The organism is Erythrobacter oryzae, assembly GCF_030271515.1.
Taxonomy (GTDB): Bacteria; Pseudomonadota; Alphaproteobacteria; order Sphingomonadales; family Sphingomonadaceae; genus Erythrobacter; species Erythrobacter oryzae.
On record NZ_JASCXI010000001.1, the window covers coordinates 281,074 to 306,148 of the forward strand.

At 66.1% G+C, this 25,075-nt stretch carries 30 protein-coding genes; 27 read left to right on the top strand and 3 right to left on the bottom strand.

The features are described from left to right. The first annotated feature begins 18 nt into the window (after positions 1-18). The 6 genes from PFX90_RS01395 (at position 19) to PFX90_RS01420 (ending at position 5,395) form a co-directional block, all read left to right on the top strand. Positions 19-549, top strand: a complete 531-nt coding sequence (locus PFX90_RS01395; protein ID WP_285709683.1) for a peroxiredoxin — start codon at positions 19-21, stop codon at positions 547-549. An 87-nt stretch (positions 550-636) separates the two neighbouring features. After that, a complete protein-coding gene (gene prfB / locus PFX90_RS01400; protein WP_285709687.1) occupies positions 637-1,764 on the top strand; it encodes a peptide chain release factor 2 in 1,128 nt (375 codons plus the stop codon). A gap of 3 nt (positions 1,765-1,767) precedes the next feature. Then, the gene (locus tag PFX90_RS01405; protein WP_285709690.1) at positions 1,768-2,502 is read left to right on the top strand and encodes a class I SAM-dependent methyltransferase; all 735 of its coding nucleotides are present in this window, start codon (positions 1,768-1,770) and stop codon (positions 2,500-2,502) included. 93 nt (positions 2,503-2,595) lie between these two features. Continuing rightward, positions 2,596-3,999 (top strand): NAD(P)H-dependent flavin oxidoreductase, encoded by a 1,404-nt coding sequence (locus tag PFX90_RS01410; RefSeq protein WP_285709693.1) that lies wholly within the window; start codon positions 2,596-2,598, stop codon positions 3,997-3,999. 40 nt (positions 4,000-4,039) lie between these two features. Beyond that, on the top strand, positions 4,040-4,687 hold the full coding sequence (locus tag PFX90_RS01415; protein ID WP_285709695.1) for a hypothetical protein: 648 nt from the start codon (positions 4,040-4,042) through the stop codon (positions 4,685-4,687). Positions 4,688-4,696: 9 nt separating this feature from the next. Then, positions 4,697-5,395 carry an alpha/beta fold hydrolase gene (locus PFX90_RS01420; protein WP_285709698.1) on the top strand — a complete coding sequence of 233 codons (699 nt, stop codon included), beginning with the start codon at positions 4,697-4,699 and terminating at the stop codon, positions 5,393-5,395. Here PFX90_RS01420 and PFX90_RS01425 read toward each other — a convergent pair. Continuing rightward, positions 5,392-5,814 (bottom strand): hypothetical protein, encoded by a 423-nt coding sequence (locus PFX90_RS01425; protein WP_285709700.1) that lies wholly within the window; start codon positions 5,812-5,814, stop codon positions 5,392-5,394. The two genes, PFX90_RS01420 and PFX90_RS01425, sit on opposite strands and share 4 nt — an antisense overlap. A 13-nt stretch (positions 5,815-5,827) precedes the next feature. Beyond that, on the bottom strand, positions 5,828-6,835 hold the full coding sequence (locus tag PFX90_RS01430; RefSeq protein WP_285709703.1) for a 2-hydroxyacid dehydrogenase: 1,008 nt from the start codon (positions 6,833-6,835) through the stop codon (positions 5,828-5,830). 96 nt (positions 6,836-6,931) lie between these two features. Between PFX90_RS01430 and PFX90_RS01435 the strand changes: the two genes are divergently transcribed. Further along, the gene (locus PFX90_RS01435) at positions 6,932-7,429 is read left to right on the top strand and encodes an SH3 domain-containing protein (RefSeq protein WP_285709705.1); all 498 of its coding nucleotides are present in this window, start codon (positions 6,932-6,934) and stop codon (positions 7,427-7,429) included. Positions 7,430-7,568: 139 nt separating this feature from the next. Here the strand turns inward: PFX90_RS01435 and PFX90_RS01440 are convergent, their stop codons facing one another. Next, positions 7,569-8,765, bottom strand: coding sequence for a thiolase family protein (locus PFX90_RS01440; RefSeq protein ID WP_285709706.1), 1,197 nt, complete (start codon positions 8,763-8,765; stop codon positions 7,569-7,571). Between the two features lie 142 nt (positions 8,766-8,907). Here PFX90_RS01440 and PFX90_RS01445 point away from each other — a divergent pair, with 142 nt between their 5' ends. From PFX90_RS01445 to nuoL, 20 genes are all read left to right on the top strand, one after another. Continuing rightward, positions 8,908-10,359 carry a coniferyl aldehyde dehydrogenase gene (locus PFX90_RS01445; protein WP_285709708.1) on the top strand — a complete coding sequence of 484 codons (1,452 nt, stop codon included), beginning with the start codon at positions 8,908-8,910 and terminating at the stop codon, positions 10,357-10,359. Continuing rightward, positions 10,356-11,585: an NHL repeat-containing protein gene (locus PFX90_RS01450; protein WP_285709710.1), complete on the top strand. Its 1,230-nt coding sequence runs from the start codon at positions 10,356-10,358 to the stop codon at positions 11,583-11,585. Before PFX90_RS01445 ends, PFX90_RS01450 begins: the two co-directional genes overlap by 4 nt. A 132-nt stretch (positions 11,586-11,717) precedes the next feature. Next, the gene (locus tag PFX90_RS01455; RefSeq protein ID WP_285711221.1) at positions 11,718-12,092 is read left to right on the top strand and encodes an NADH-quinone oxidoreductase subunit A; all 375 of its coding nucleotides are present in this window, start codon (positions 11,718-11,720) and stop codon (positions 12,090-12,092) included. Continuing rightward, complete coding sequence (locus PFX90_RS01460) at positions 12,089-12,667, top strand: NuoB/complex I 20 kDa subunit family protein (RefSeq protein ID WP_285709712.1); 579 nt, start codon at positions 12,089-12,091, stop codon at positions 12,665-12,667. Before PFX90_RS01455 ends, PFX90_RS01460 begins: the two co-directional genes overlap by 4 nt. After that, positions 12,664-13,203 carry a hypothetical protein gene (locus PFX90_RS01465; RefSeq protein WP_285709714.1) on the top strand — a complete coding sequence of 180 codons (540 nt, stop codon included), beginning with the start codon at positions 12,664-12,666 and terminating at the stop codon, positions 13,201-13,203. The genes PFX90_RS01460 and PFX90_RS01465 overlap by 4 nt, the downstream gene beginning before the upstream one ends. Beyond that, a complete protein-coding gene (locus tag PFX90_RS01470; RefSeq protein WP_285709716.1) occupies positions 13,200-13,991 on the top strand; it encodes an NADH-quinone oxidoreductase subunit C in 792 nt (263 codons plus the stop codon). Before PFX90_RS01465 ends, PFX90_RS01470 begins: the two co-directional genes overlap by 4 nt. After that, complete coding sequence (locus tag PFX90_RS01475; RefSeq protein WP_285709719.1) at positions 13,988-15,199, top strand: NADH-quinone oxidoreductase subunit D; 1,212 nt, start codon at positions 13,988-13,990, stop codon at positions 15,197-15,199. The genes PFX90_RS01470 and PFX90_RS01475 overlap by 4 nt, the downstream gene beginning before the upstream one ends. Before the next feature lie 23 nt (positions 15,200-15,222). Beyond that, positions 15,223-15,528 carry a nuclear transport factor 2 family protein gene (locus PFX90_RS01480; protein ID WP_336426484.1) on the top strand — a complete coding sequence of 102 codons (306 nt, stop codon included), beginning with the start codon at positions 15,223-15,225 and terminating at the stop codon, positions 15,526-15,528. Further along, positions 15,528-16,196 carry an NADH-quinone oxidoreductase subunit NuoE gene (gene nuoE, locus PFX90_RS01485; RefSeq protein WP_285709724.1) on the top strand — a complete coding sequence of 223 codons (669 nt, stop codon included), beginning with the start codon at positions 15,528-15,530 and terminating at the stop codon, positions 16,194-16,196. The genes PFX90_RS01480 and nuoE overlap by 1 nt, the downstream gene beginning before the upstream one ends. Continuing rightward, entirely contained in the window at positions 16,196-16,366 is a 171-nt protein-coding gene (locus PFX90_RS01490) for a hypothetical protein (RefSeq protein ID WP_285709726.1), read from the top strand. Before nuoE ends, PFX90_RS01490 begins: the two co-directional genes overlap by 1 nt. Then, a complete protein-coding gene (locus PFX90_RS01495) occupies positions 16,363-16,506 on the top strand; it encodes a hypothetical protein (protein WP_285709728.1) in 144 nt (47 codons plus the stop codon). The genes PFX90_RS01490 and PFX90_RS01495 overlap by 4 nt, the downstream gene beginning before the upstream one ends. Further along, positions 16,503-16,679: a hypothetical protein gene (locus PFX90_RS01500; RefSeq protein ID WP_285709730.1), complete on the top strand. Its 177-nt coding sequence runs from the start codon at positions 16,503-16,505 to the stop codon at positions 16,677-16,679. Before PFX90_RS01495 ends, PFX90_RS01500 begins: the two co-directional genes overlap by 4 nt. Further along, positions 16,679-17,971 (top strand): NADH-quinone oxidoreductase subunit NuoF, encoded by a 1,293-nt coding sequence (nuoF, locus tag PFX90_RS01505; RefSeq protein WP_285709732.1) that lies wholly within the window; start codon positions 16,679-16,681, stop codon positions 17,969-17,971. Before PFX90_RS01500 ends, nuoF begins: the two co-directional genes overlap by 1 nt. 280 nt (positions 17,972-18,251) lie before the next feature. Then, positions 18,252-20,267 carry an NADH-quinone oxidoreductase subunit NuoG gene (gene nuoG / locus PFX90_RS01510; protein ID WP_285709734.1) on the top strand — a complete coding sequence of 672 codons (2,016 nt, stop codon included), beginning with the start codon at positions 18,252-18,254 and terminating at the stop codon, positions 20,265-20,267. Further along, a complete protein-coding gene (locus PFX90_RS01515) occupies positions 20,264-20,446 on the top strand; it encodes a hypothetical protein (RefSeq protein WP_285709736.1) in 183 nt (60 codons plus the stop codon). The genes nuoG and PFX90_RS01515 overlap by 4 nt, the downstream gene beginning before the upstream one ends. Beyond that, a complete protein-coding gene (gene nuoH, locus PFX90_RS01520) occupies positions 20,446-21,492 on the top strand; it encodes an NADH-quinone oxidoreductase subunit NuoH (RefSeq protein ID WP_285709738.1) in 1,047 nt (348 codons plus the stop codon). The genes PFX90_RS01515 and nuoH overlap by 1 nt, the downstream gene beginning before the upstream one ends. Further along, the gene (gene nuoI, locus PFX90_RS01525) at positions 21,489-21,977 is read left to right on the top strand and encodes an NADH-quinone oxidoreductase subunit NuoI (protein ID WP_086735106.1); all 489 of its coding nucleotides are present in this window, start codon (positions 21,489-21,491) and stop codon (positions 21,975-21,977) included. Before nuoH ends, nuoI begins: the two co-directional genes overlap by 4 nt. A gap of 135 nt (positions 21,978-22,112) precedes the next feature. Continuing rightward, positions 22,113-22,736: an NADH-quinone oxidoreductase subunit J gene (locus PFX90_RS01530; RefSeq protein WP_285711222.1), complete on the top strand. Its 624-nt coding sequence runs from the start codon at positions 22,113-22,115 to the stop codon at positions 22,734-22,736. Beyond that, positions 22,733-23,038 (top strand): NADH-quinone oxidoreductase subunit NuoK, encoded by a 306-nt coding sequence (gene nuoK, locus PFX90_RS01535; RefSeq protein WP_285709744.1) that lies wholly within the window; start codon positions 22,733-22,735, stop codon positions 23,036-23,038. Before PFX90_RS01530 ends, nuoK begins: the two co-directional genes overlap by 4 nt. A gap of 6 nt (positions 23,039-23,044) precedes the next feature. Then, entirely contained in the window at positions 23,045-25,069 is a 2,025-nt protein-coding gene (gene nuoL / locus PFX90_RS01540) for an NADH-quinone oxidoreductase subunit L (protein ID WP_285709746.1), read from the top strand. Positions 25,070-25,075 lie beyond the last annotated feature (6 nt).

The following is a 25,075-nucleotide window of genomic DNA, read 5'->3' on the forward strand; positions in this document are numbered from 1 at the left end:
TCACGGGTTGGGGAGGGCATGAACCGCTTCATCCGCTCCGCCTCCGCCGCACTGGCGCTTGCCGCCCTCGCTGTCACCACCGCCTCGGCCGAATTGAAGGAGAGCGCCAAGGCCCCGCTCTTCACCACCCGCGCCGCACTCGCGGGCAAGGAGTTCGGCTTCAGCCTCAAGGCCGCGCTCGCCAAGGGGCCGGTGGTGCTCTATTTCTACCCCAAGGCCTTCACGCAAGGGTGCACGCTCGAGGCCAATGCCTTTGCCGAGGCCATGCCGCAGTTCAAGGCGGCGGGTGCGAGCGTGATCGGCATGTCGGCCGACGATATCGCCACGCTAAAGGATTTCAGCCGCAAGGAATGCCGCGATGCCTTCCCGGTCGGCGTCGCTTCGCCCGCGATCGCCAAGGCCTATGACGTCGCGATGGCTTCGGGGATGACGCGGCGCACTTCCTACGTCATCGCCCGCGATGGCCGGATCGTCGCGGTGCATTCCAACGCCGACTACCGCGATCATGTCGCCAAGACGCTCGCCGCGGTGCGGGCCCTCGCCAAGTAGCGCGCGCGGCGCAGGCGCTTTACAATCGCGCCGCCCACGCTAAGCGCGTCGGCCTCATTGATGCTTTTCGCCACGAAGGACTGACCGATGCGGGCCGAGGCCCAAGGCTACATCAACCGGATCGAAGCGGCCCTCGCGCTGGTGCGCCTGTCGCTCGACTGGGAGCGCGCGCTGCGGCGCCTGGACGAGTTGAACGCTCGCGTGCAGGACCCGAACCTGTGGGACAACCCCAAGCAGGCGCAGGCGATCAGCCGCGAGCAGAAGACGCTCGAAACGGCGGTCAACACGGTGCGTGAAATCGAGGCCGAAATGGCCGACGCGATCGAGTTCATCGAGATGGGCGAGGCCGAGGGCGAGGAGGCGATCGTCGAGGATGGCCTCGCCACGCTCGCCGCGCTCGCCGACCGGGCCGATGCCGACAAGGTCCAGGCGCTGCTTTCGGGTGAGGCGGACGGCAACGACACCTATCTCGAAATCCACGCCGGCGCGGGCGGGACCGAGAGCCAGGACTGGGCCGAAATGCTCTTCCGCATGTATGGCCGCTGGGCCGAGCGGCGCGGGTTCAAGGTCGAGACGGTCGAATATCAGGCGGGCGAGCAGGCCGGGATCAAGTCGGCGACGCTGCTGATCAAGGGCGACGGCGCCTATGGCTATGCCAAGACCGAAAGCGGCGTCCACCGCCTCGTCCGCATCAGCCCCTATGACAGCTCGGCGCGGCGGCACACCTCGTTCTCGAGCGTGTGGGTCTTCCCGGTGATCGACGATACCTTCGAGATCGACATCAACCCGGCCGACCTCAAGATCGACACCTATCGGGCCTCGGGTGCGGGCGGGCAGCACGTCAACACCACCGATTCGGCGGTGCGCATCACTCACCAGCCGACCGGCATCGTCGTCGCGAGCCAGCAGGACCGCAGCCAGCACAAGAACCGCGAAATCGCGATGAACATGCTCAAGGCGCGGCTCTACGAGGCCGAAATGCGCGCGCGCGAGGAAGCCGCGAGCGCCGAACACTCGGCCAAGAGCGACATCGGATGGGGCCACCAGATCCGCTCCTACGTCTTGCAGCCCTACCAGATGGTCAAGGACCTGCGCACCGGGGTGGTCTCGACCTCGCCCGACGCGGTGCTCGACGGCGCGATCGATCCCTTCATCTCGGCCGCGCTGGCACAACGCGTGACGGGCGAGAAGGTCGAGATCGAGGACGTGGAGTAGGCCATGGCGCGTTTGCGGCTTGCGATGATCCCCGCTGCCGCCCTGCTCGGCGCAGGTCTGCTGGCGGGGTGCGACGCGATCGCGCCCGCCGCCTCGGACCGTCCCGAGAGTGCACTCAAGTTCCCCGCGCCCGACCGCCCGGTCGCTGCCGTCGTCTCGACCCAGTTCTCCAACGAGGACGCGCGTGACGAGCGCAACGAGGCGCAGGTGGTGATGGACCTTGCCGACCTGCGCCCGGGCATGACCGTCGCCGATATCGGCGCGGGCGAGGGCTATTACACCGTACGCCTCGCCGAGCGCGTCGGCGCCGATGGCCGCGTGCTGGCGCAGGACATCAGCCGCGAGGCCCTCGACCGGCTCGGGCGACGGGTGGAGCGCGAGCGGCTCGAGAACATCTCGATCAAGCTCGGCGGCATCGACAACCCGCAGCTGCCGCCCGACAGCTTCGACCGGATCTTCATGGTGCACATGTACCACGAGGTGACCGAGCCCTATGCCTTCCTGTGGAACCTGTGGCCCGCGCTGGGCAATGGCGGGCAGATCGTGGTGGTCGAGAGCGACAGCCCCGTCGGCCGCCACGGCCTGCCGCACACCGTGCTGTTCTGCGAGTTCGAGGCGGTGGGCTATGTCCTCGTCGAATACATCGAGCGGCCCGACATCAAGGGCTATTTCGCCCGCTTCGAGCGCGGCCGCGAACGCACCGCGCCGGACAAGATCAAGGTCTGCGATGCCGGCTGACGCCGCGCAGCCACCGAGGTTGCCCAGCGGGGCAGTGCGCACTATGGCAAGAATTCAATATACCGCGCCGCTGGGGCGCAGAGGGGATCTTCATTGTTCAAGGGACTGAGCCCGATCGTATACGGCGGGCGCGAAGTGTGGCCGCTGGTCGAGGGCGGCAAGGGCGTGTCGGCAACCAACCACGCCAGTTCGGGTGCATGGGCGGCCGCCGGCGGGATCGGCACGGTGAGCGCGGTCAACGCCGACAGCTATGACGACGATGGCAACGTCATCCCCCAGATCTACCACGGCCGCACCCGCGAGGAGCGCCACCAGGAGCTGATCCGCTACGCCATCGAAGGCGCCACGACGCAGGTCAAGAAGGCCTACGAGATCGCGAACGGCAAGGGCGCGATCAACATCAACGTGCTGTGGGAAATGGGCGGGGCGCAGGCCGTGCTCGAAGGCGTGCTCGAACGCACCCGGGGCCTCGTGACGGGCGTCACCTGCGGGGCGGGGATGCCCTACAAGCTCGCCGAGATCGCGGCGCGCTTCAACGTCAATTACTTGCCCATCGTCAGCTCGGGCCGCGCGTTTCGTGCGCTGTGGAAGCGGAGCTATCACAAGGTCGCCGAGCTGATGGCGGCGGTGGTCTATGAGGACCCGTGGCTGGCGGGCGGGCACAATGGCCTCAGCAACGCCGAGGATCCGACCAAGCCCGAGGACCCGTACCCCCGCGTCAAGGTGCTGCGCGAGACGATGCGCGCCGAGGGCGTCTCGGACGACGTGCCGATCGTGATGGCGGGCGGCGTGTGGTATCTGCGCGAGTGGGAAAACTGGATCGACAATCCCGAGCTCGGGAAAATCGCCTTCCAGTTCGGCACGCGGCCTTTGCTGACGCAGGAGAGCCCGATCCCGCAGATCTGGAAGGACATGCTCCGCACCGTCGAGCCGGGCGACGTCCTGCTCCACAAGTTCTCGCCCACCGGCTTCTATTCGAGCGCGGTCAAGACCCCGTTCCTCTACGACCTGATGCACCGCTCGGAGCGCCAGATCCCGTTCTTCAAGCGGGGCGAGGAAGAGGGCACGGTGCAGCTCGGCGAGGACGGCAAGGCGAGGAGCTTCTGGGTGCGCCCCGAGGACAAGACCCGCGCCGAAATGTGGATGCGCGCCGGGCACACCGAGCCGCTCAAGACCCCCGAGGGCACGATCGTCTTCGTGACGCCCGAGGCGCGCGACACGATCCGCAAGGACCAGCAGGACTGCATGGGCTGCCTGTCGCATTGCGGCTTCTCGGCGTGGAAGGACCACGACGATTACACCACCGGGCGCTTGGCCGATCCGCGCAGCTTCTGCATCCAGAAGACCCTCCAGGACATCGCTCACGGCGACGACCCCGACAACAACCTCGCCTTCGCAGGCCACGCCGCCTACCGCTTCAAGACCGACCCCTTCTTCTCGAACGGCTACACCCCGAGCGTGGGCGAGCTGGTCGAGCGGATTTTGACGGGGGATTGAACGAGCGGGAGTTGCGATGCGCTGCGCCGATCATGTTTGCATGAAACTCGCGGCTGCCGGCTTCGCGGCGCTGCTCTCCCATGCTGCTGCGGCGCAGCCTGTTGAAGCTGAAGATTACGAGGCCAAGCCCGCAACACCAATGGCGCAGTGCATCAGGCGCATTACGGAGCGCACGACAGCAGAAAACGCGCCGCTGGCGAAGCCAGCAAGCTTTGCGAAGTGTTTCGAGCCGAGCGAGGTCCGTGATCCGGGAGACGTGATGCTCCGGTTCTCCTCGCAGCCAGCACTGGGCGGCGTCGGCTATGAGGTCTCGATCCGCCCTTATAACGGCCAGGTCGCTGCGGTACGGGTCGTGATCCTTGATGGCCATCCGGAAGCAGGCTGGATCGAGATGCTCAGTGCCTATTCGGACATACCGCGGGAGCAGTTCGATCGGCTGCGGAAGTCGTTCGAAGCGGCCCTGTCGGCTCCTCTCGTTTCGCCGACGGTGATCGATAGCCGCGGCGATGAAGTCATCATCGTCTGCACGGACGGGCCCGGCTATCTGGCCGAGGTTGTCGAGCCGTCAGGCACGCGCGAGCTGGAAGGGTTCTGCGGCGATCACCCCAACCGTCGGCTTGCGGCGGAAATCGAGGGCATAAAGTCGGCCGCGGTGTCGCAGTTTGCCGGCGACAGCGCACAGCGCTAGAGCGCGGGGATGAACGATCACGCCCCGCCGCCGCTCTCGCTCTGGGTTCGCGAGCTGCCGATCACCGTGCCGATCGCGCTCGCGCCGCTGCGCCGGGCGCAGCCTGTGGCGGGCGCGCGGGACGGGGCGGGGCAGCCGGTGCTGGTGATCCCCGGCATCCTCTCGAGCGACAGCGCCACCGCGCTGCTGCGCCGCACGCTCGATGTGACGGGATACCGCAGTTACGCGTCAAAGATGGGCTTCCTGACCGGCATCCAGACCAAGGTGCTTTCGCGCGCGCTCGACCGGCTTGCTGAGGTCGCCGAGGCCGAGCAGCGCAAGGTCGCGATTGTCGGGTGGAGCCTCGGCGGGCTCTACGCCCGGGTGCTGGCGCAGCGGCACCCCGATCTGGTAGAGCTGGTGATGACATTGGGCACGCCCTTCTCGGGTGACCGGCGCGCGAACAATGCCTGGCGGCTCTACGAGGCGATCAACGACCACAAGGTCGATGCGCCGCCGTTGCCGGACGATCCGGCGGTGAAGCCCCCGGTGCCCACGATTGCGCTCTGGTCGCGGAAGGACGGCGTGATCGCGCCTGCCGCCGCGCGCGGCCTGCCGCATGAGCGCGATGCCGAGGTGGAAATGCCGTTCTCGCACTTCGCGCTTGCCTCGACCCGGCCTGCTGTCGCGCGAGTGGTGACCGAGCTGGGAGACTGGCTGGCGCGCTAGACGCAGTCACCGAACGAGGGGGGGCCGTCGCGCGAAAGAATTTCGTCGACGGCCTTGTTCAGTTCTTCGCGAGGGATCTTGATGAACGCGTCGTAGCTCCGCGCGACGTCGCCTTCGCAGATATAGCCCCGGTCGTCGCTATCGAGGTTCTGCCCGTTCTTGAACGTCTCGAGGGCCGCGGACGAACCGCCCGAATTGCGAATGATGTATTCGTCAAATCTCTTGGCGTAGCCGCCTATCCGCTGCTGAAACTCTTCATCCTCGCCCGGTCGGCACATTCTGCCGGTCTTCTCGACGAAGTAGATGAAAGTGCCAATGCACAGAACGCCTTCGCCGGGCCTGGTTTCGCGCGGGATCGGCGGAGCGGCTCCGATGAGTGCCGTCGCGGGGATGATCGCAAGCAGACGCAGGGCTCGCATCGTGCTGTACTCCTCAGATCAGCGCGGTCAGCACCTGATCGGGCGGGCGGTGCCCGTCGGCCCACATGCGGATGTTGGCGATCACCTTGTGGCCCGAATCCTCGCGGCCCTCGGCCGTCGCGCTGCCGATGTGGGGGAGGGTCATGACATTGGGGTGGGCGATGAGGCGCGCATCGACATGGGGCTCGTTAGGGTAGACGTCGAGCCCGGCGCCCGCGAGGTGGCCCGATTCGAGCGCGGCGATCAGCGCCTCCTGATCGATCAGCTCCCCGCGCGCGGTGTTCACGATGGAGCTGCCGGGCTTCATCAGCGCGATGCGGCGCGCGTCGACCATGTGACGGGTCTCGTCGGTGAGCGGGCAGTGGAGCGTGAGAATGTCGGCCTCGGCCATCAGCGTGTCGACGTCCGCGACATAGCGCGCGCCGAGCATCCGCTCAAGCGCCTCGGGCAGCTGCTTGCGGTTGGTGTAGGCGATCTCGAGCCCGAAGGCGCGCGCGCGGTGGGCGACCGCCTGGCCAATGCGGCCCATGCCGACGATGCCGAGCACCTTGCCTGCGAGCTTCCTGCCCAGCAGCCCCGAGGGCGCCCAACCGGTCCACTCGCCGCGGCGCACCAGCGCGGTGCCCTCGCGGATGCGGCGCGGCACGCCGATGATCCCGGCCATCGCAAGGTCGGCGGTGTCGTCGGTGAAGACGCCGGGCGTGTTGGTCACGATGATCTTTCGCGACGCCGCAGCGGCGAGGTCAATATGCTCTGTGCCCGCGCCGAAGCTGGCGATGAGGCCAAGGCGCTCGCCTGCGCCCGCGATCAGATCGGCGTCGATCTTGTCGGTCACGGTCGGCACCAGCACGTCGCAATCCTGCATCGCAGCCGCCAGCTCATCGCGGGTGAGCGGCGTATCGCTCTCGTTCAGAACGACATCGAACAGCTCGCGCATCCGTGCCTCGACCCCCGGCATCAGGTGGCGGGTGACGATCACGCGCGGCGGGCTGGCGAGCGGGCGGGAAGGGCGCTGGGTCATGGCCCGTGGGCTAATCCTTCAAACCCTTGGCGGTCAAGGCGCGGATCGCAACGCGCGGCTTGAATCCGCGAGGCGGATGGGGGTATCGCCTAAGGAATGCAGGGATTCCGCCAGATCATCGCTTGTGTGCTGGGGCTGGTGCTCGCCATCGGCGCCTTTGCCGTGCCGCTCGCCGCGCAGGACCGGGTGCTGCCCTATTGGGCGGCGCTGCGCTACAAGAAGGTCAACATGCGCGTGGGGCCGAGCGCGGAATATCCGGTCTCCTGGGTCTATCTGCGCAAGGGCCTGCCGGTGAAGGTGGTGCGCATCCGCGAGGGCTGGCGCCTCGTCGAGGATCACGAGGGCACGCAGGGCTGGGTCTCGGCGAGCCAGCTCGATCCCGCGCGCGGCGGGATGGTGATCGGCACAGGCCTTGCCGAGGTGCGCGCCGCCGCGGACCCGGCTTCCGCGATCAAGTGGCGCGCAGAGCCGGGGGTGATCGCGCGGATGAAGAAGTGCAAGGCCGGGTGGTGCGAGGTCGACATCGAAGGCCGCAAGGGCTTCATCGCCGCCGAGCGCCTGTGGGGCTCGCAGGACCTGCCGGGCGACGAGTAGCAAAGTTTGTGGGGGCCGGGGGCGCGCTTTGCCAATGGCAAAGCGCGCCCCCGGCCCGGTGGAGTGAAGCCGCGGGGCGCGGGCCCGACGGGGCCCACGCCCCGCAGCCTGCTTCAGCTCTCTCGGCCTGCGGTTGGGCTCAGACCAGTTCGACCGCGACCGCAGTCGCTTCCCCGCCGCCGATGCACAGCGAGGCGACGCCGCGCTTCAGCCCCTTGGCCTTCAGCGCGGCGATCAGCGTCACGATGATCCGCGCGCCGCTCGCGCCGATGGGGTGGCCGAGTGCGGTGCCGCCGCCGTTGACGTTGATCTTCTCGTGCGGAATGCCGAGGTCGCGCATCGCGAACATCGCGACGCAGGCGAAGGCTTCGTTGACTTCGAACAGGTCGACATCCTCGACGCTCCACCCGGCACGCTCGAGCACCTTCTGGATCGCGGGGATCGGCGCGGTGGTGAACTGCGCGGGGGCCTGCGCGTGTGCGGCGGTGGCGACGATGCGCGCAACGGGGGCAAGCCCCTTGGCCCCGGCGACGCTCGCGCGGGTCAGCACCAGAGCGGCCGCGCCGTCCGAGATCGACGACGAGGTCGCCGCGGTGATCGTCCCGTCCTTGGCGAAGGCGGGCTTCAGCTGCGGGATCTTGTCGGGGCGGCCCTTGCCGGGGGCCTCGTCATGCTCGACCACGACATCCCCCGCGCGGGTCGAAACGGTGACGGGCACCACCTCGTCGGCGAAGGCGCCACTGGCGATCGCCGCGTTGGCGCGGGCGAGCGATTCGATGGTGTAGGCGTCCATCTCCTCGCGGGTCATCTGGTAGGCGTTGGCGGTGTCCTGCGCGAAGGTGCCCATCGCGCGGCCGGGCTCGTAGGCGTCCTCCAGCCCGTCGAGGAACATGTGGTCATAGGCCGTGTCATGCCCCATGCGCGCGCCCGAGCGGTGCTTCTTCATGAGGTAAGGCGCATTGGTCATGCTCTCCATGCCGCCTGCGACCACCACGTCGATCGTGCCGCTGGCGAGGGCCTCGGCCCCCATGATCACGGTCTGCATGCCGCTGCCGCAGACCTTGTTGACCGTGGTCGCCTGCACCGAAAGCGGCAGCCCCGCCTTGATCGCCGCCTGACGCGCGGGCGCTTGGCCGAGCCCGGCGGGCAGCACGCAGCCCATATAGGCGCGGTCGATATCCTCGCCCGCAACGCCCGCGCGCTCGACCGCGGCCTTGACCGCGATGGCACCGAGATCGGTTGCGGCGACCTCGGCCAGCGCGCCCTTCATCGCGCCCATCGGGGTGCGGGCGTAGGAGAGGATCACGATCGGATCGGCGGGGGAGAGCTGGGTCATGGAATGGTCCTTCCTGCGGGATTATGTCCTTGCCCGCTGCTTTAATGCTGCATTGCAATATTGGCAATCGCGCGAGGCCCTGGGTAACAACCTTGTCAGGCCGTCAGGATTGGGCGACAACGCGTCTCAAATAACAACGCATATGTCCGAACGGGAGAACGACATGGCCGCCGACCGCCGCGAAGAACTCGAAAGCCTGCTGGCCCGCCAGCGCGCCGCCTTCACCGCCTCGCGCCCCGAGCCGCTGAGCCAGCGCAAGGACCGCATCCGCCGCGCGATGGCGCTGGTCAAGGAGCACGGCGAGGAATTCGCCAAGGCGATGAGCGCCGATTTCGGCAGCCGCTCGCACCACCAGTCGATGCTCACCGACATCGCCGCGACGGTGGGCGCGGGGAACCATGCCTTGAAGCATATGGACCAGTGGTCGAAGCCGGAGAAGCGCAAGGTTCAGTTCCCGCTGGGGCTGATGGGCGCGCGGGCCGAGGTGCGCTATGAACCCAAGGGGGTGATCGGCATCCTCTCGCCCTGGAACTTCCCCGTCCAGCTCGCTTTCGGCCCGCTGATGCAGGTGCTCGCCGCGGGCAACCGGGCGATGATCAAGCCGTCCGAATTCACCGAGCGCACCAGCGAGCTGATGGCCGAGCTCACCGCGCAATATTTCCAGCCCGAGGAAGTCGCGGTGATCACCGGCGGGCCGGAAGTGGCCGCGGCGTTCTCCTCGCTCCCCTTCGATCACCTCGTCTTCACCGGCTCGACCGCGACGGGGCGCCGGGTGATGCAGGCGGCGGCGGCGAACCTTGTGCCGGTGACGCTCGAACTCGGCGGCAAGTCGCCGGTCGTCATGGGCCGCAGCGCCGATTTCGCCAAGGCGGGCGAGCGTATCGCGATCGGCAAGATGATGAATGCCGGCCAGATCTGCCTCGCGCCCGATTACCTGATGGTGCCCGAGGACAAGGCCGACGAAGCCGTCGCGGGCGTCACCGGGGCGGCCGCCGCGATGTATCCGCGCGTGCTCGACAATGACGACTACGCCTCGATCGTCTCCGACCGCCATTTCGAGCGCCTGCAAGGCCTCGTCGCCGACGCGCGCGACAAGGGCGCAGAGGTGATCGAGGTCAACCCGGCGGGCGAGGATTTCGGCAACGCCAACCAGCGCAAGATGCCGCTCACCGTGCTGCGCAATGTCAATGACGGCATGACCGTGATGCAGGAGGAAATCTTCGGCCCCGTCCTGCCGGTGATGACCTACAAGTCGGTCGATCAGGCGGTCGACTACATCAACGAGCACGACCGCCCGCTCGGCCTCTACTATTTCGGTGAGGACAAGGCCGAGCAGGAGCGGGTGCTGACCCGCACGATCTCGGGCGGGGTGACCACCAATGACGTGGTGTTCCATGTCTCGATGGAAGACCTGCCCTTCGGCGGGGTCGGGCCCTCGGGCATGGGAAGCTATCACGCGATCGAGGGTTTCCGCGAGTTCAGCCACGCGCGCGCGGTCTATCACCAGCCCAAGATCGACATCGCCAAGCTCGGCGGGCTGAAGCCGCCCTATGGCAAGGCTACCGAGGCGGCAGCGGGGCGCATGATGAAATGAGGGCGCTGGCCGCCGCGCTGGCATTGGCACTGTCGGCTCCGCTCGGGGCCGAGGTGCCGGCAGTGTGGCGGCCTGTCGATGCCGCGACCGGTCAGATCGCCGATGTGGCCGGGCTTGAGCAGCTCGCCCGCGACTTTCCCGACAGCGCCAGCGTCCGGCTGCGGCTGCTCAACGCGCAACTCGAAGCGGGCGAGGGCGAGGGCGCGCTCGCCAGCCTGCGCTGGCTCGCAGCGAGGGGCCATGCTTTCAGCGAGCGCGCCAAGGCAAGGATTCCCGAACTGATCGGACCCGCGCATGCCCAGGCCGCCCGCGATGCGGTCGCTGGCGTGCCGCTTGTCATCGGAGGCAGCACCGTCTTCAGCACCCTCCCGGCCGAGGCGGGGCTGATCGAGAGCGTCTTCGTGCCGCCGGGGGAACAGGATGCCGTAGCAAGCTCCGTATCCCGGCGCAGCCTGTTCGCGCTCGGTTCCAAGGGAAATTGGATCGACGTTCCGATCCCGCGGGCTCAGGCCTTGTCGGGCATCGCCATTGCGCCCGATGGCAACGTGGGATGGATTGTCTCGGCCAATATCGACGGGGCAATGTCCGACCCTGGAGGATTTACGGGACTGATCGGACTGGTCGGCCCCATGCGAGACCCTTTGATGATCCCCGCGCCCGAGGGTGTGGCGGTGTCCGATCTCACGATCGGGCCCGATGACAGGGTCTACGCCAGCGATCCGTTGGGCGGAGGTGTTTACCGCGCACACCCGGGCGCCGAAGCGCTCGCAACGCTAGTGCCCCCCGGAACCTTTCGCTCACCCCAGGGGCTGGCGGTGAGCGCGGATGGCGCGCGGCTCTATGTCAGCGACTATGGCTATGGCCTCGCCATCATCGACCTCGCCAGCGGCGCGGTGAGCCGCCTTGTGAGCGATGTGCCCGCCGCGCTCGACGGCATCGACGGGCTCTGGCTCCACGAGGGCGAGCTCATTGCGGTCCAGAACGGCACCAGCCCGATGCGGATCAGCGCTTTCCGCCTGTCGGACGATGGCAGCCGCATCACAGGCCACCGCATCCTCGAACAGGCCCATCCCGACTGGACCGAGCCACTCGGCGGGAGCATCGCCGATGGCGCGCTTTACTATGTCGCGACCGGCCAATGGGCTCTCTACGACAAGGGTGTGTTGCGCGAGGGGGCCAAGCCGCTGCCCACGGTGATCCGCCGTCTGCCGCTGGCTGCGCGCTGAAGCGGATAACGCGCCGCAACCTCTGTTCGATTTCCTGCAACACAGCTACGGGCTTTTCCCCGAGTCGCAGGCTTGCGCGGTGCGCGCGACAGGCCTAGGGCGACCCACGGGATTAACTGCTTGGACATCGTCGTGATCGACCTCAGCCAGTATCTGCCGATACTGTTATTCGTGCTGGTTGCCCTCGGGCTGTCGGTGCTTTTCGTCGTGGCCCCGATGGCGGTCTCGCGCCTTACCGGCGTGCACAATCCCGATGCGGAAAAGCTCTCGGAATACGAGTGCGGCTTCCCCGCCTTCGAGGACGCGCGCAGCCAGTTCGATGTGCGCTTCTACCTCGTCGCGATCAGCTTCATCGTCTTCGACCTCGAGGCTGCCTTCCTGTTCCCCTGGGCGGTGAGCCTTGGAAAGACGGGCTGGATCGGATGGAGCGGAATGATGGTGTTCCTGTTCATCCTCGCGGTGGGCCTCGCTTATGAATGGAAGAAAGGGGCGTTGGACTGGGAATGAACAACACGATTTCTCCTCCCCAAGGACTGCCCGACATTTCGAAGCTGACCACCGCGCAAGGCGGCGAGGTCCGCGCGCCTGACGCGAGCTTCTTCAACGCGCTCCAGACCGAAGTCACCGACAAGGGCTTCCTCGTCACCTCGACCGAGGAGCTGTTCCAGTGGGCGCGCACGGGCTCGCTGTGGTGGATGACGTTCGGCCTTGCCTGCTGCGCGGTCGAGATGATCCACGTCAACATGCCGCGCTACGACATGGAGCGCTTCGGCGCTGCCCCGCGCGCCTCCCCGCGCCAGTCGGACGTGATGATCGTCGCCGGAACGCTGTGCAACAAGATGGCCCCGGCGCTGCGCAAGGTCTACGACCAGATGTCGGACCCGAAATACGTCATCTCGATGGGCAGCTGCGCCAATGGCGGCGGCTACTACCATTACAGCTATTCGGTGGTGCGCGGCTGCGACCGCATCGTGCCGGTCGACATCTACGTCCCCGGTTGCCCGCCGACCGCCGAGGCGCTGCTCTACGGCGTGATGCAGTTGCAGCGCAAGATCCGCCGCGTCGGGACGATCGAGCGGTGAGGGTAGCGCTTCTCTCCGGTCTGGCGGCTGTGGCTGCGCTGGCCTTTCCGGCGAGCGCGCAGGAAGCCGCGCCCTGGACCCGCTTTTCCGCGCCGAGCGCGAAGTTCTCGGTCGAAGTGCCGTGCACGGCCGAAGAGATCGCGCGCATCGCCCAGCTTCCGGGCGATGTCGGGATTGGCATGTCAGTCGATTCCGCCAACCGCGTGATGTGCCTCGCCGATGACTGGATCTACATGGCCGGCGCCCTGACCGACCCTTCGGCCAAGACCGGCGGGCGGGCCGTGTTCGACCTGATCCGCGAGTTTGTTCTCGCCAGCAAGGACGCCGCGGGTGTCCAGCGCGATGTCATCATCGATGGCCGCCGCGCTTTCATCAACCGCGAGCTGAAGGACGGTGTGCTCGCCGACGCCGGTGTCGTCGAGGTCGACAAGGCGACGGTCATCCTCATTTCCTCCGGCGGGAAGGTGCGACAGGATGTCGACGCCGAAGCCACGCTCGAACGTTTTGTCCAATCGCTCAGGATCACGGCGCCATGACCGTCCTCCACTCCGCCCCCAAATTCGCGTCGAACGAGGGCGTGATCGAGGCCGTCAGCGAGACCATCTCGGTCTGGCTGATCGAGGCCATCGAAGCCCACGGCGAGGTGATCTTCCGCGTCGAGCGCGATGCGGTAGACAAGGTGCTGCGCATCCTGCGTGACGACCACGCCTACCAGCAGCTCATGGAAATCGCCGGGGTCGACTACCCCAGCCGCCCTGAGCGCTTCGAAGTCGTCTACATGCTCCAGAGCCTCACCAAGAATCACCGGGTGATGGTGAAGTGCTCGGCTAGCGAGGACACGCCCGTGCCCACCGTCACCACGCTGTGGCCCAACGCCGGGTGGCTCGAGCGCGAAGTGTTCGACATGTACGGCGTGACCTTCGCCGGGAACCCCGACCTGCGCCGCATCCTCACAGACTACGGCTTCGAGGGGCACCCGTTCCGCAAGGACTTCCCGATGACGGGCTACACCGAACTGCGCTATTCCGAGGAGGAAAAGCGCGTGGTCTACGAGCCCGTCGTGCTGGCGCAGGAAATGCGCAGCTTCGATTTCCTCTCGCCCTGGGAAGGCGCCGATTACGTGCTGCCGGGTGACGAGAAGTCCCGCGGCGCGCCCGCGGTCGCCGAGCCCAAGACCACCGAGAAGCCCGCCGATACCGGCGCGGGCAAGAAGGCGGACGAGGCCGCGGCCAAGCCCGTTGGCGGCGCCGCGCCTGCCCAGAAGGACAGCGGCAAGGGTGCCCCCGGCGCCCCCGATCCCACCTCGAAGGAGGGTGGCCGATGAGCATGAATCTCCAGGAATCGCCCACGACCGAGGGCGAGGTCATCACCAACTACACGATCAACTTCGGCCCCCAGCACCCGGCCGCGCACGGCGTTCTGCGCATGGTGATGGAGCTCGACGGCGAAGTGATCGAGCGGATCGACCCCCATGTCGGCCTGCTCCACCGCGGCACCGAGAAGCTGATCGAGCACAAGACCTATCTTCAGGCGCTGCCCTATTTCGACCGGCTCGACTACTGCTCGCCGCTGGCGATGGAGCACTCCTATGTGCTCGCCATCGAGAAGCTGCTGAACCTCGAGGTTCCGCTGCGCGCCCAGTACCTGCGCGTGCTGTTCGCCGAGCTCACCCGCATCTGCAACCACATGCTCAACATGGGCGCGCACATCCTCGATGTCGGCGCGTTCACGCCGAACCTGTGGATCATGGACCTGCGCGAGGACTGCCTCAACTTCTTCGAGCGGGCGTCGGGCGCGCGGATGCACTCGGCGTGGTTCCGCCCGGGCGGCGTCCATCAGGACGTGCCGGAAAAGCTGCTGGTCGACATCGGCGACTGGCTCGACAACCGCTTCTTCCAGCTGTTCGAGGACGCGATGAGCCTCGTGATGGACAACCGCATCTTCAAGCAGCGCAATGTCGATATCGCCGTCGTGTCGCGCGAGGACGCGATTGCCTGGGGCTTCTCGGGCCCGATGATCCGCGCCGCGGGCCTGCCGTGGGACCTGCGCAAGTCGCAGCCCTACGATGTCTATGACCGCATGGAGTTCGACATCCCGGTCGGCACCAACAGCGATTGCTACGACCGCTTCATGGTGCGCGTGAAGGAAGTCTACGAGAGCGCGAAGATCATCCGCCAGTGCCTGCGCGACATGCCGGGCGGCCCGATTGCCTCGACCGACACCAAGGTCGTCCCGCCCAAGCGCGGCGAGATGAAGCAGTCGATGGAAGCGCTGATCCACCACTTCAAGCTCTACACCGAAGGCTTCCACGTCCCCGCGGGCGAGGTCTATGTGGCGACCGAAAGCCCCAAGGGCGAGTTCGGCGTCTATCTCGTCAGCGACGGCACCAACAAGCCCTACCGCTGCAAGATCCGCCCCACCGCCTTCTCGCACCTCCAGGCGATGGACTTCATGTCCAAGGGCCACATGCTTCCCGATGCGACCGCCATTCTGGGCGCGATCGACGTGGTGTTCGGGGAGTGTGACCGGTGAGCAGGCTGGCCATCGCCGAGCAGATGATCGCGCATTACAACGCGCAGGATGCCGACGCCTATGTCGCGCTGATGACCGAGGATGCCTGCGAGGCGGGCTATCGCGGTGCTGTGATCCGCGAAGGGAAGGAAGGCACGCGCACGGGCCTAAAGGCGATGTTCGCCGAGTTCCCCGAGAACCGCGCCGAGATTGTCACAGGCTACGAGCTTGGCGAATTCGCCGTGCTGCATGAGCGGGTTTACCGCTCTGCCGCCGCCGAGCCCTTCGAAGTCATGTCCATCTATTCCTTCGAGGGCGATCTCTGCTCTCGCGTGGAGTTCATCCGCTAATGGCTGACCGTACCCCCGCTCCCGACACCCCCGAACTGCGCGCCCGCTGGGGCGGCTTCGCGTGGACGCCCGAGAACAAGAAAACCGCCGACTGGCACATCGCCAAGTATCCCGAGGGGCGCCAGCGCTCGGCGGTGATGCCGCTGCTCGATCTCGCCCAGCGGCAGGTCGGGGCGGAGACCGATACGCAGGGCTGGCTGCCGCTGCCGGTGATCGAGTATGTCGCGAAGTATCTCGACATGCCGGTGATCCGCGTGCTCGAGGTCGCCAGCTTCTACTTCATGTATAACCTGAAGCCCGTCGGCAAATTCCACGTGCAGGTGTGCGGCACCACACCCTGCATGCTGCGCGGCTCGGACGACATCATGGCCGCCTGCAAGAAGCGCGGTATGGTGAAGGGCGGGGTCTCGGCCGATGGGCTGTGGACCCTCACCGAAGTCGAATGCATGGGCAATTGCGCCACCGCGCCGATGGTCCAGATCAACGACGACAATTACGAGGACCTGACCCCCGAACGCCTCGACGCGGTGCTCGATGCGCTCGCGGCGGGCCAGCAGCCGAAGACCGGCACGCAGGAGCCGGGCCGCCACACCTCCGAGCCTGCGGGCGGGCCGACCACGCTGACCGCGATGGTGGGGGCCAACCATGACTATCGGGGGGAATGGTGATGGGAAACAAGGCCTATACCGGTGTCGGGATCGTCGGTCTGATCTTCCTCGCGCTCGGCGTGATGCGGTTTTTCCAAGGGGATAGCTGGGTCGTCTGGGTGTTGCTGGGCGTGATCCTTGGCGGGGTCGGCACGGCGCGTCAGTTGCTCGGCGGCAAGAACAACAGATGACCTCGATCGTCTCCATCCTCGTCGCGCTGGTGCTCGCCTTCATCGCCTTCAAGGTGCTGATGGGGCTGGTGCGCGTGGGCGTGATCCTGCTGATTGGCGTGGTGCTGATCGGCATGTGGCAATCGGGGAGCTTCGGATGAACCCGCTCACGCTCCTCCTCGCGATCCTCGGCCTCACCGGCTTTGCGCTGGGCGCGGTGCTGACTGCGACCGGGCCGCTCGAGATGGGGGTGATCATCATGGGGCTTGGCCTCGTGTTCCAGACGATTTCGCTGGCCCGCATTCGGCGCGCCAAAGCAAGGGAAACGCAGTGATGCTGGCTGACAAGGACCGCATCTTCACCAACCTCTACGGCTTCCAGGACTGGAGCCTCAAGGCCGCGCAGGCGCGCGGGGATTGGGATGACACCAAGGCACTGCTCGCGCGCGGGCAGGATGCGATCATCGAGGAAATCAAGGCGAGCGGCCTGCGCGGGCGGGGCGGGGCGGGCTTCCCGACCGGGCTCAAGTGGTCCTTCATGCCCAAGGAATCGCGTGACGGGCGGCCGAGCTTCCTCGTCATCAATGCCGACGAATCCGAGCCCGGCAGCTGCAAGGACCGTGAAATCATCCGCCACGATCCGCACAAGCTGGTCGAAGGCGCGCTGGTCGCGGGCTACGCGATGCGCGCTCGCGCGGCCTATATCTACATCCGCGGCGAATATATCCGCGAGGCCGAGACGCTCCAGAAGGCGATTTCCGAGGCCTATGACGCCGGGCTGATCGGCAAGAACGCCTGCGGTTCGGGCTACGACTTCGACGTCTTCATGCACCGCGGCGCGGGCGCCTACATCTGCGGCGAAGAAACCGCGATGATCGAAAGCCTTGAGGGCAAGAAGGGTCAGCCGCGCCTGAAACCCCCGTTCCCGGCGGGCGCTGGTCTCTATGGCTGCCCGACCACGGTGAACAATGTCGAGAGCATCGCGGTCGCGCCGACGATCCTGCGGCGCGGGGCTGCGTGGTTCAGCAGCTTCGGGCGCGAGAACAACAAGGGCACCAAGCTGTTCCAGATCAGCGGTCACGTGGAAAAGCCCTGCGTGGTCGAGGAAGCGATGAGTATTCCCTTCGAGGAGCTGATCGAAAAGCACTGCGGCGGCATCCGCGGCGGGTGGGACAATCTGCTGGCGGTGATCCCGGGCGGTTCGTCCGTGCCGCTGGTGCCCGCCGCGCAGATCCGCAACGCGCCGATGGATTTCGACGGGCTCAAGGAGCTGGGCTCGGGCCTCGGCACGGCGGCGGTCATCGTCATGGACAAGTCGACCGACATCGTCCGCGCGATCAGCCGCCTCTCTTACTTCTACAAGCACGAAAGCTGCGGCCAGTGCACCCCCTGCCGCGAGGGCACGGGCTGGATGTGGCGCATGATGGAGCGCCTGCGCACCGGCGATGCGGCAATCGAGGAGATCGACATGCTGCAGGAAGTCACCAAGCAGGTCGAAGGCCACACGATCTGCGCGCTGGGCGATGCTGCCGCATGGCCGATCCAGGGCCTCATCCGCCACTTCCGCCCCGAGCTCGAGCGGCGGATCCATGAGCACAACGCGCGGTTTGCGGAGGCGGCCGAGTGACGAGCCTCGCCTCCTTTGTAATGCCATTTCTGGCAATGGTGGGACTTACTGGGTGTGTAAGTTCAGGCCGCATTGCGGATTGCATGTGGGAGAAAGCTCCCAATGCTGCACGCGAGGTGGTGTCCGCATCTGATACTGCAACGGCACATCCAGCGCTGATGGTCGGGTACGACGCATGTGGCAGGGACGAGACACTGATTGCCTTGGACGAGCAGAAGCTCATTCAGAAACTGCGGGAAAAGGACCCGGTCAACTCATCGAAAAGTAAGGCGACGGATTGATGCCTAAAGTCACCGTAGACGGTCAGGAAATCGAAGTCCCGGCGGGCGCGACCGTCCTGCAGGCGTGCGAGCTGGCGGGGAAGGAAATCCCGCGCTTCTGCTATCACGAACGCCTCTCCATCGCCGGCAATTGCCGCATGTGTCTGGTCGAAGTGAAGCCCGGGCCGCCCAAGCCGCAGGCCTCCTGCGCGCTCCCGGCTGCCGAGGGTCAGGAAATCCGCACCGACAGCCCGATGGTCAAGAAGGCCCGCGAAGGCGTGATGGAGTTCCTGCTCATCAACCACCCGCTCGATTGCCCGATCTGCGATCAGGGCGGCGAGTGCGACCTGCAGGATCAGGCGGTCGCCTATGGCCGCGGCGGCTCGCGCTTTTCCGAGAACAAGCGCGCCGTCACCGAGAAGTACATGGGCCCGCTGATCAAGACGATCATGACCCGCTGCATCCACTGCACCCGCTGCGTGCGCTTCTCCGAGGAGATCGCGGGCGTGGACGAAATCGGCGCGCTCTATCGCGGCGAGGATATGCAGATCACCACCTATCTGGAGCAGGCGGCGGCGCATGAACTCAGCGCCAATGTGATCGACCTGTGCCCGGTCGGCGCTCTGACCTCGCGGCCCTATGCCTTCGAAGCGCGGCCGTGGGAGCTGAAGAAGACGCTCTCGATCGACGTGTCGGACGCGGTGGGCGCGAACATCACGCTCCACTCCAAGGGCCGCGAAGTCATGCGCGCGCTGCCGCGGGTGAATGACGACGTCAACGAGGAGTGGCTGAGCGACAAGGGCCGCTATCAGGTCGATGGCCTGACCAAGCGCCGCCTGGACCGCGTATGGGTGCGCCGCGATGGCCGCTTGCAGCCTGCCGAATGGACCGAGGCTTTCGGGATGATCGCCTCCGCTCTGGAAGGCGACAAGGCCAGCATCGCGGCGGTCGCGGGCGATCTGCTTGATGCCGAGACGATGTTTGCGGCCAAGGCGCTGGTCAATGCCTGCGGATCGCAGCTCACCGAAGCGCGCCAGACCGGCATGACCTATGACGTGTCGAACCTCGCGGCGGTGAACTTCAACAGCACCTTCGCCGGGATCGAGACCGCCGACGCGATCCTGATCGTCGGCAGCAATGTCCGCTGGGAAGCCGCGCTGCTCAACGTCCGCCTGCGCAAGGCGGTCAAGGCGGGGGCCAAGGTCTTCATCATCGGCCCCGAATGGGATCCGACCTATCCGGCGACCTTCCTCGGCTCCGACCTCAAGCTGCTGAACCGCATCCCCAAGGAATTGGGTGACGTCATGAAGTCGGCGAAGCGCCCGGCGGTGATCGTCGGCGCGGCGGCGCTGGCCAAGGGCGCGCTTCCGGCGGCGCTCAAGCTGGTCGACAAGTTCGATCTGGTGCGTGAAGGCTGGAACGGCTTCAACGTGCTGCACATTTCGGCGGCGCGGATGGCCTCGCTGATGCTTGGCTTCACGCTTCCGCGCGGGATGGGCGACATTGCCGCCGCTGCGCCGAAGGTGCTGCTCAGCCTCGGTGCGGACGAGATGGACTATGCGCCCTACGCGGGCAGCCTCAAGGTCTATATCGGCCACCACGGCGACAAGGGCGCGCATCACGCCGACATCATCCTTCCCGGCGCGTCCTATGCCGAGAAGGACGGGACCTACGTCAATACCGAGGGCCGCGTGCAATACGCCGAGAAGGCGGTCTACGCCCCCGGCGACGCGCGCGAGGACTGGACGATCCTGCGCGCTCTGGCCGATGCGCTGGGCGTGACTGTCGGCTTCGACAGCTTCGGCGAATTGCAGAGCAAGATGATCGCCGCCGTGCCCGCACTGGGCGAAGAGGGCCTTGCCGATTACGGCGCGCTCCCCAAGGCGGACAGCGGCGCCAAGTTCGACGGCGAGCTTGCGGGCTACCCGATCAAGGACTTCTACCTCACCAACCCCATCGCCCGCGCGAGCGAGGTGATGCAGCGCTGCTCGGACGAGCTGCTCCACGGGGCGGATGTGAAGGAGGCTGCGGAATGAGCACGTTCCTCACGATCCTTGCGGCCTTCGCGGTAGCGGCGCTGCTCGTCGGCGTTATCGTTGGCTTCGCTCTCTTGAAGTCGGATCATAACCGCGTGCCCAACCCGAAGTCGCAGGGTGAGGCCGGAGACATCGAGTACGCTGGGGATGTCGGATTTGATTGCGGAGGTTCCGACTGATGACCGCCTTCTTCCAATCCCTCGGCCTGCCTTACGAATGGGCCTGGACCGTCGCGACGCTTGCGGGGATCCTGATCGTCTCGCTGCTCGTCATGTTCAGCGTCGCGATGGTGATCTATGTCGACCGCAAGGTGCTGGGCGCGATCATGTTGCGGCGCGGGCCCAATGTGGTCGGGCCTTTCGGGCTGCTGCAAAGCTTCGCCGACGGCCTCAAGGTCTTCCTGCAGGAGACCATCATCCCGAGCGCCGCGAACAAGGGCATCTTCCTGATCGCGCCGATCATCACCTTCACCGTCGCGCTCGCGGCCTGGGCGGTGATCCCGTTCGATGCGGGCGTGGTGATTTCGGACATCAATGTGGGCTTGCTCTACATCCTCGCGATCTCCTCGATGGGGGTTTACGGCGTGGTGATGAGCGGGTGGGCGTCGAACTCCAAATACCCGTTCTTCTCGGCGATGCGCGCCTCGGCGCAGATGATCTCCTACGAAGTCTCGATCGGCTTCGTGCTGGTGTGCGTCGTGCTGTTTGCGGGGACCTTCAATCTCAGCGGGATCGTCAACGCGCAGCAGGGCTTCGGGCTCGGGCTGATCAACGCCTATGCGGTGCACCCGCTGCTCTTCCCGATGTGGGTGGTGTTCTTCATCTCGGCCCTCGCTGAGACCGCGCGCGCGCCCTTCGACTTGACCGAGGCCGAGAGCGAGCTCGTCGCGGGCTACCAGACCGAATACTCCTCGATGAGCTTCGCGCTGTTCTGGCTCGGCGAGTATGCCAACATCCTGCTGATGTGCTCGCTGAACACGCTGCTGTTCTGGGGCGGGTGGCTGCCGCCGCTCGACATTCCGGTGCTCTACATGGTGCCGGGGATCATCTGGTTCCTCGTGAAGACCTTCGTGTTCTTCTTCATGTTCAGCTGGATCTGGGCGACCGTGCCGCGCTACCGCTACGACCAGCTGATGCGCCTCGGGTGGAAGGTGTTCCTGCCGATGAGCCTTCTATTCGTTGCCGCCACTTCCGGTTACCTCATGGCCATTGGGCACTTTGCATGACCACCGTCTCCCACCTCATCAAATCGTTCACCCTCTGGGAATTCCTCAAGGCCCACGCCTTGACGCTGAAATATTTCTTCAAGCCCAAGGTGACGATCAACTACCCCTTCGAGAAGGCCCCGCTCTCGCCCCGCTTCCGCGGCGAGCATGCGCTGCGGCGCTATCCGAACGGGGAGGAACGCTGCATCGCGTGCAAGCTGTGCGAGGCCGTGTGCCCTGCGCAGGCGATCACCATCGAGAGCGAGCCGCGCGAGGACGGCAGCCGCCGCACCACTCGCTACGACATCGACATGACCAAGTGCATCTTCTGCGGCTTCTGCCAGGAAGCCTGCCCGGTCGATGCGATCGTCGAGGGGCCGAACTTCGAATATTCGACCGAAACCCGCGAGGAGCTCTTGTACGACAAGGCCAAGCTGCTCGCGAATGGTGACAAATGGGAAAGGGCCATCGCGGCCAACCTTGAAGCCGACGCACCCTACCGCTAGGGCGCGCGGCGACGAGGATATGGGGTTACCGGGCCGGGGCGTTCTGCTGCGGCTCACACTTGGACTAAGGGATCAAATGCCGCTTTCTGCACCCCGCGTAACGCCGGGGGGACGGATCGGCGGAGACGCATCATGCTGATACAGGCCATCGCCTTCTATTTCTTCGCGACCATCGTCGTCGCCAGCGCCGTCATGGTGGTGATGGCGCGGAATCCCGTGCACTCGGTGCTGTGGCTGATCCTCGCCTTCTTCAACGCGGCGGGCCTGATGGTCTTGCTGGGCGCCGAGTTCATCGCGATGCTGCTGGTGATCGTCTACGTGGGCGCGGTCGCGGTGCTGTTCCTGTTCGTGGTGATGATGCTCGACATCGATTTCGCCGCGATGCGCGCAGGCTTTTCCCGCAATGCGCCGCTCGGGCTTCTGATCGCCGCGATCCTGCTCGCCGAGCTGCTGCTGGGCGTCGGGGCCTACAACGCGGGCGGGCTGACGCTCGGCACGCCCGATGGCACCGCGATGCAGGCCGCCGACACTTCCAACATCGAGGCGCTCGGAGCGCTGCTCTATGGCCGCTACATCATCCTCTTCGAGATTGCCGGGATCATCCTGCTGGTCGCGATGATCGGCGCGATTGTGCTGACCTTCCAGCCGCCGAAGCCCGGCGCCCGCGCGCGGCAGGATGTCGGCAAGCAGATCCGCCGCCGTCCGGAAGAGGCCACCGTCATGAAGAGCCCCGAAGTGGGCCAGGGGATCGAGCTGTGATCGGGATCGAACATTACCTTGTCGTGGGCGCGATCCTGTTCGTGCTGGGCGTGCTGGGGATCTTCCTCAACCGCAAGAACGTGATCGTCATCCTGATGGCGGTCGAGCTGATCCTGCTCGCGGTGAACCTCAACCTCGTCGCCTTCAGCGCGTTTCTGCACGACCTCACCGGCCAGATCTTCGCGATGCTGGTGCTGACTGTCGCGGCGGCCGAGGCGGCCATCGGCCTTGCGATCCTCGTGATCTATTTCCGCACCCGCGGTTCTATCGCGGTCGACGATATCAACCGGATGAAGGGGTAAGCGCGCGTGTCCACGCAGATCCTCATCATCGTCTTTGCGCCGCTGGTCGCTGCCCTGATCGCAGGGCTGGGCAACCGCATGATCGGCAATGTCGCCGCCAAGAGCGTGACGACCGCCGGGCTGTTTCTCGCAGCAGGCCTCAGCTGGCCGATCTTCCTCGGATTCCTCGGCGGCACCGCCACGCCGGAAGTCGTGCCGGTGCTGAAGTGGGTGCAGTCGGGCAGCCTGACCTTCGACTGGGCGCTCAGGGTCGACACCATGACGGCGATCATGCTGGTCGTGATCAATTCGGTCTCGGCGCTCGTGCACCTCTATTCGTGGGGGTACATGGATGAAGACCCGGATCAGCCGCGCTTCTTCGCCTACCTCTCGCTGTTCACCTTCGCGATGCTGATGCTGGTGACGGCCGACAACCTCGTCCAGATGTTCTTCGGATGGGAAGGGGTGGGCCTCGCCTCCTATCTGCTGATCGGTTTCTGGTTCAGGAAGCCCAGCGCGGGCGCGGCGGCGATCAAGGCTTTCGTGGTCAACCGCGTCGGTGACCTCGGCTTCATGCTCGGCATCTTCGGCACCTATCTGGTGTTCCAGACGACCTCGATCCCGGCGATCCTCGAAGCGGCACCCGCCATGAGCGGCGCGACGATCACCTTCGTCGGCATGCGCCTCTACACGATGGATATCCTGTGCATCCTGTTGTTCATCGGCGCGATGGGCAAGAGCGCGCAGCTGGGCCTGCACACCTGGCTGCCCGACGCGATGGAGGGCCCGACCCCGGTCTCGGCACTGATCCACGCAGCGACCATGGTGACGGCGGGCGTGTTCATGGTGTGCCGCCTCTCGCCGATGTTCGAGACCGCACCGACCGCGCTCACCATCGTCACCATCGTGGGCGCTGCGACCTGCTTCTTCGCCGCAACCATTGGCACCACCCAGTGGGACATCAAGCGGGTGATCGCCTATTCGACCTGCTCGCAGCTTGGCTACATGTTCTTCGCCGCCGGCGTTGGCGCTTACGGGGCGGCGATGTTCCACCTCTTCACCCACGCCTTCTTCAAGGCGCTGCTGTTCCTTGGCGCTGGCTCGGTGATCCACGCGATGCACCACGAGCAGGACATGCGCTACTATGGCGGCCTGCGTAAAAAGATCCCGCTCACCTTCTGGGCGATGATGGCGGGCACGCTGGCGATCACCGGCGTCGGCATTCTCGGGGTGTTCGGCTTTGCGGGCTTCTACTCGAAGGACGCGATCCTCGAGGCGGCCTATGCGCGTCACAACGGGGCGGGGCAGTTTGCCTTCTGGGCGGGCGCGATCGCGGCGCTGCTGACGAGCTTCTATTCGTGGCGCCTGATGTTCCTGACCTTCTGGGGCAAGCCGCGCTGGGAGCAGTCGGAGCATATCCAGCACGCGGTTCACGACGATCACGCGCATGGGCACGCCCACGGCCATGACGATCACCACCACGCGCCGAGCGACGGCACGGCGGGCTACCACCCGCATGAAAGCCCGGCGTCGATGCTGATCCCGCTCGGCATCCTCAGCCTCGGCGCGGTGTTTGCGGGCTTCGTGTTCCACCACGAGTTCATCGACGGCGCGAGCTTCTGGAACGGGGCGATCTTCTACAACGAGGACCTGATCCACGCGATGCACGGCGTGCCGCTGTGGGTGAAGCTGGCTGCGACCGCCGTGATGCTGATCGGCCTTGCGGGGGCATACGTCGCCTACATCGCCAAGCCCGAGATCCCGGGCAAGTTCGTCGCGAGCTTCGGAGCCCTGCACAACTTCGTCTACCGCAAGTGGTACTTCGACGAGCTCTATGACGCGATCTTCGTGAAGCCCGCCTTCGCCTTCGGCCGTGCCTTCTGGCAGCTCGGCGACATCGGCACCATCGACCGCCTCGGCCCCAACGGCATCGCTGCCGTGGTCCAGCGCAGCGCGGTCGCGGCCAAGTCGATCCAGTCGGGCTACGTCTACACCTATGCGCTGATCATGCTCCTCGGGCTGGTCGCCGCTGTCACCTACGTTCTGCTTTAGGAGCGC

Coding starts and splice junctions, on each gene's coding strand:
- PFX90_RS01470 (WP_285709716.1), top strand. CDS start 13,200: ATGACCGTCCTCCACTCCGCCCCCAAATTCGCGTCGAACGAGGGCGTG.
- PFX90_RS01395 (WP_285709683.1), top strand. CDS start 19: ATGAACCGCTTCATCCGCTCCGCCTCCGCCGCACTGGCGCTTGCCGCC.
- PFX90_RS01460 (WP_285709712.1), top strand. CDS start 12,089: ATGAACAACACGATTTCTCCTCCCCAAGGACTGCCCGACATTTCGAAG.
- PFX90_RS01430 (WP_285709703.1), bottom strand. CDS start 6,835: ATGACCCAGCGCCCTTCCCGCCCGCTCGCCAGCCCGCCGCGCGTGATC.
- nuoE (WP_285709724.1), top strand. CDS start 15,528: ATGGCTGACCGTACCCCCGCTCCCGACACCCCCGAACTGCGCGCCCGC.
- PFX90_RS01420 (WP_285709698.1), top strand. CDS start 4,697: ATGAACGATCACGCCCCGCCGCCGCTCTCGCTCTGGGTTCGCGAGCTG.
- PFX90_RS01490 (WP_285709726.1), top strand. CDS start 16,196: ATGGGAAACAAGGCCTATACCGGTGTCGGGATCGTCGGTCTGATCTTC.
- prfB (WP_285709687.1), top strand. CDS start 637: ATGCGGGCCGAGGCCCAAGGCTACATCAACCGGATCGAAGCGGCCCTC.
- nuoH (WP_285709738.1), top strand. CDS start 20,446: ATGACCGCCTTCTTCCAATCCCTCGGCCTGCCTTACGAATGGGCCTGG.
- PFX90_RS01425 (WP_285709700.1), bottom strand. CDS start 5,814: ATGCGAGCCCTGCGTCTGCTTGCGATCATCCCCGCGACGGCACTCATC.
- nuoG (WP_285709734.1), top strand. CDS start 18,252: ATGCCTAAAGTCACCGTAGACGGTCAGGAAATCGAAGTCCCGGCGGGC.
- PFX90_RS01445 (WP_285709708.1), top strand. CDS start 8,908: ATGTCCGAACGGGAGAACGACATGGCCGCCGACCGCCGCGAAGAACTC.
- PFX90_RS01405 (WP_285709690.1), top strand. CDS start 1,768: ATGGCGCGTTTGCGGCTTGCGATGATCCCCGCTGCCGCCCTGCTCGGC.
- PFX90_RS01475 (WP_285709719.1), top strand. CDS start 13,988: ATGAGCATGAATCTCCAGGAATCGCCCACGACCGAGGGCGAGGTCATC.
- PFX90_RS01435 (WP_285709705.1), top strand. CDS start 6,932: ATGCAGGGATTCCGCCAGATCATCGCTTGTGTGCTGGGGCTGGTGCTC.
- PFX90_RS01480 (WP_336426484.1), top strand. CDS start 15,223: ATGATCGCGCATTACAACGCGCAGGATGCCGACGCCTATGTCGCGCTG.
- nuoI (WP_086735106.1), top strand. CDS start 21,489: ATGACCACCGTCTCCCACCTCATCAAATCGTTCACCCTCTGGGAATTC.
- nuoF (WP_285709732.1), top strand. CDS start 16,679: ATGCTGGCTGACAAGGACCGCATCTTCACCAACCTCTACGGCTTCCAG.
- PFX90_RS01415 (WP_285709695.1), top strand. CDS start 4,040: ATGAAACTCGCGGCTGCCGGCTTCGCGGCGCTGCTCTCCCATGCTGCT.
- PFX90_RS01440 (WP_285709706.1), bottom strand. CDS start 8,765: ATGACCCAGCTCTCCCCCGCCGATCCGATCGTGATCCTCTCCTACGCC.
- PFX90_RS01450 (WP_285709710.1), top strand. CDS start 10,356: ATGAGGGCGCTGGCCGCCGCGCTGGCATTGGCACTGTCGGCTCCGCTC.
- PFX90_RS01515 (WP_285709736.1), top strand. CDS start 20,264: ATGAGCACGTTCCTCACGATCCTTGCGGCCTTCGCGGTAGCGGCGCTG.
- PFX90_RS01495 (WP_285709728.1), top strand. CDS start 16,363: ATGACCTCGATCGTCTCCATCCTCGTCGCGCTGGTGCTCGCCTTCATC.
- PFX90_RS01500 (WP_285709730.1), top strand. CDS start 16,503: ATGAACCCGCTCACGCTCCTCCTCGCGATCCTCGGCCTCACCGGCTTT.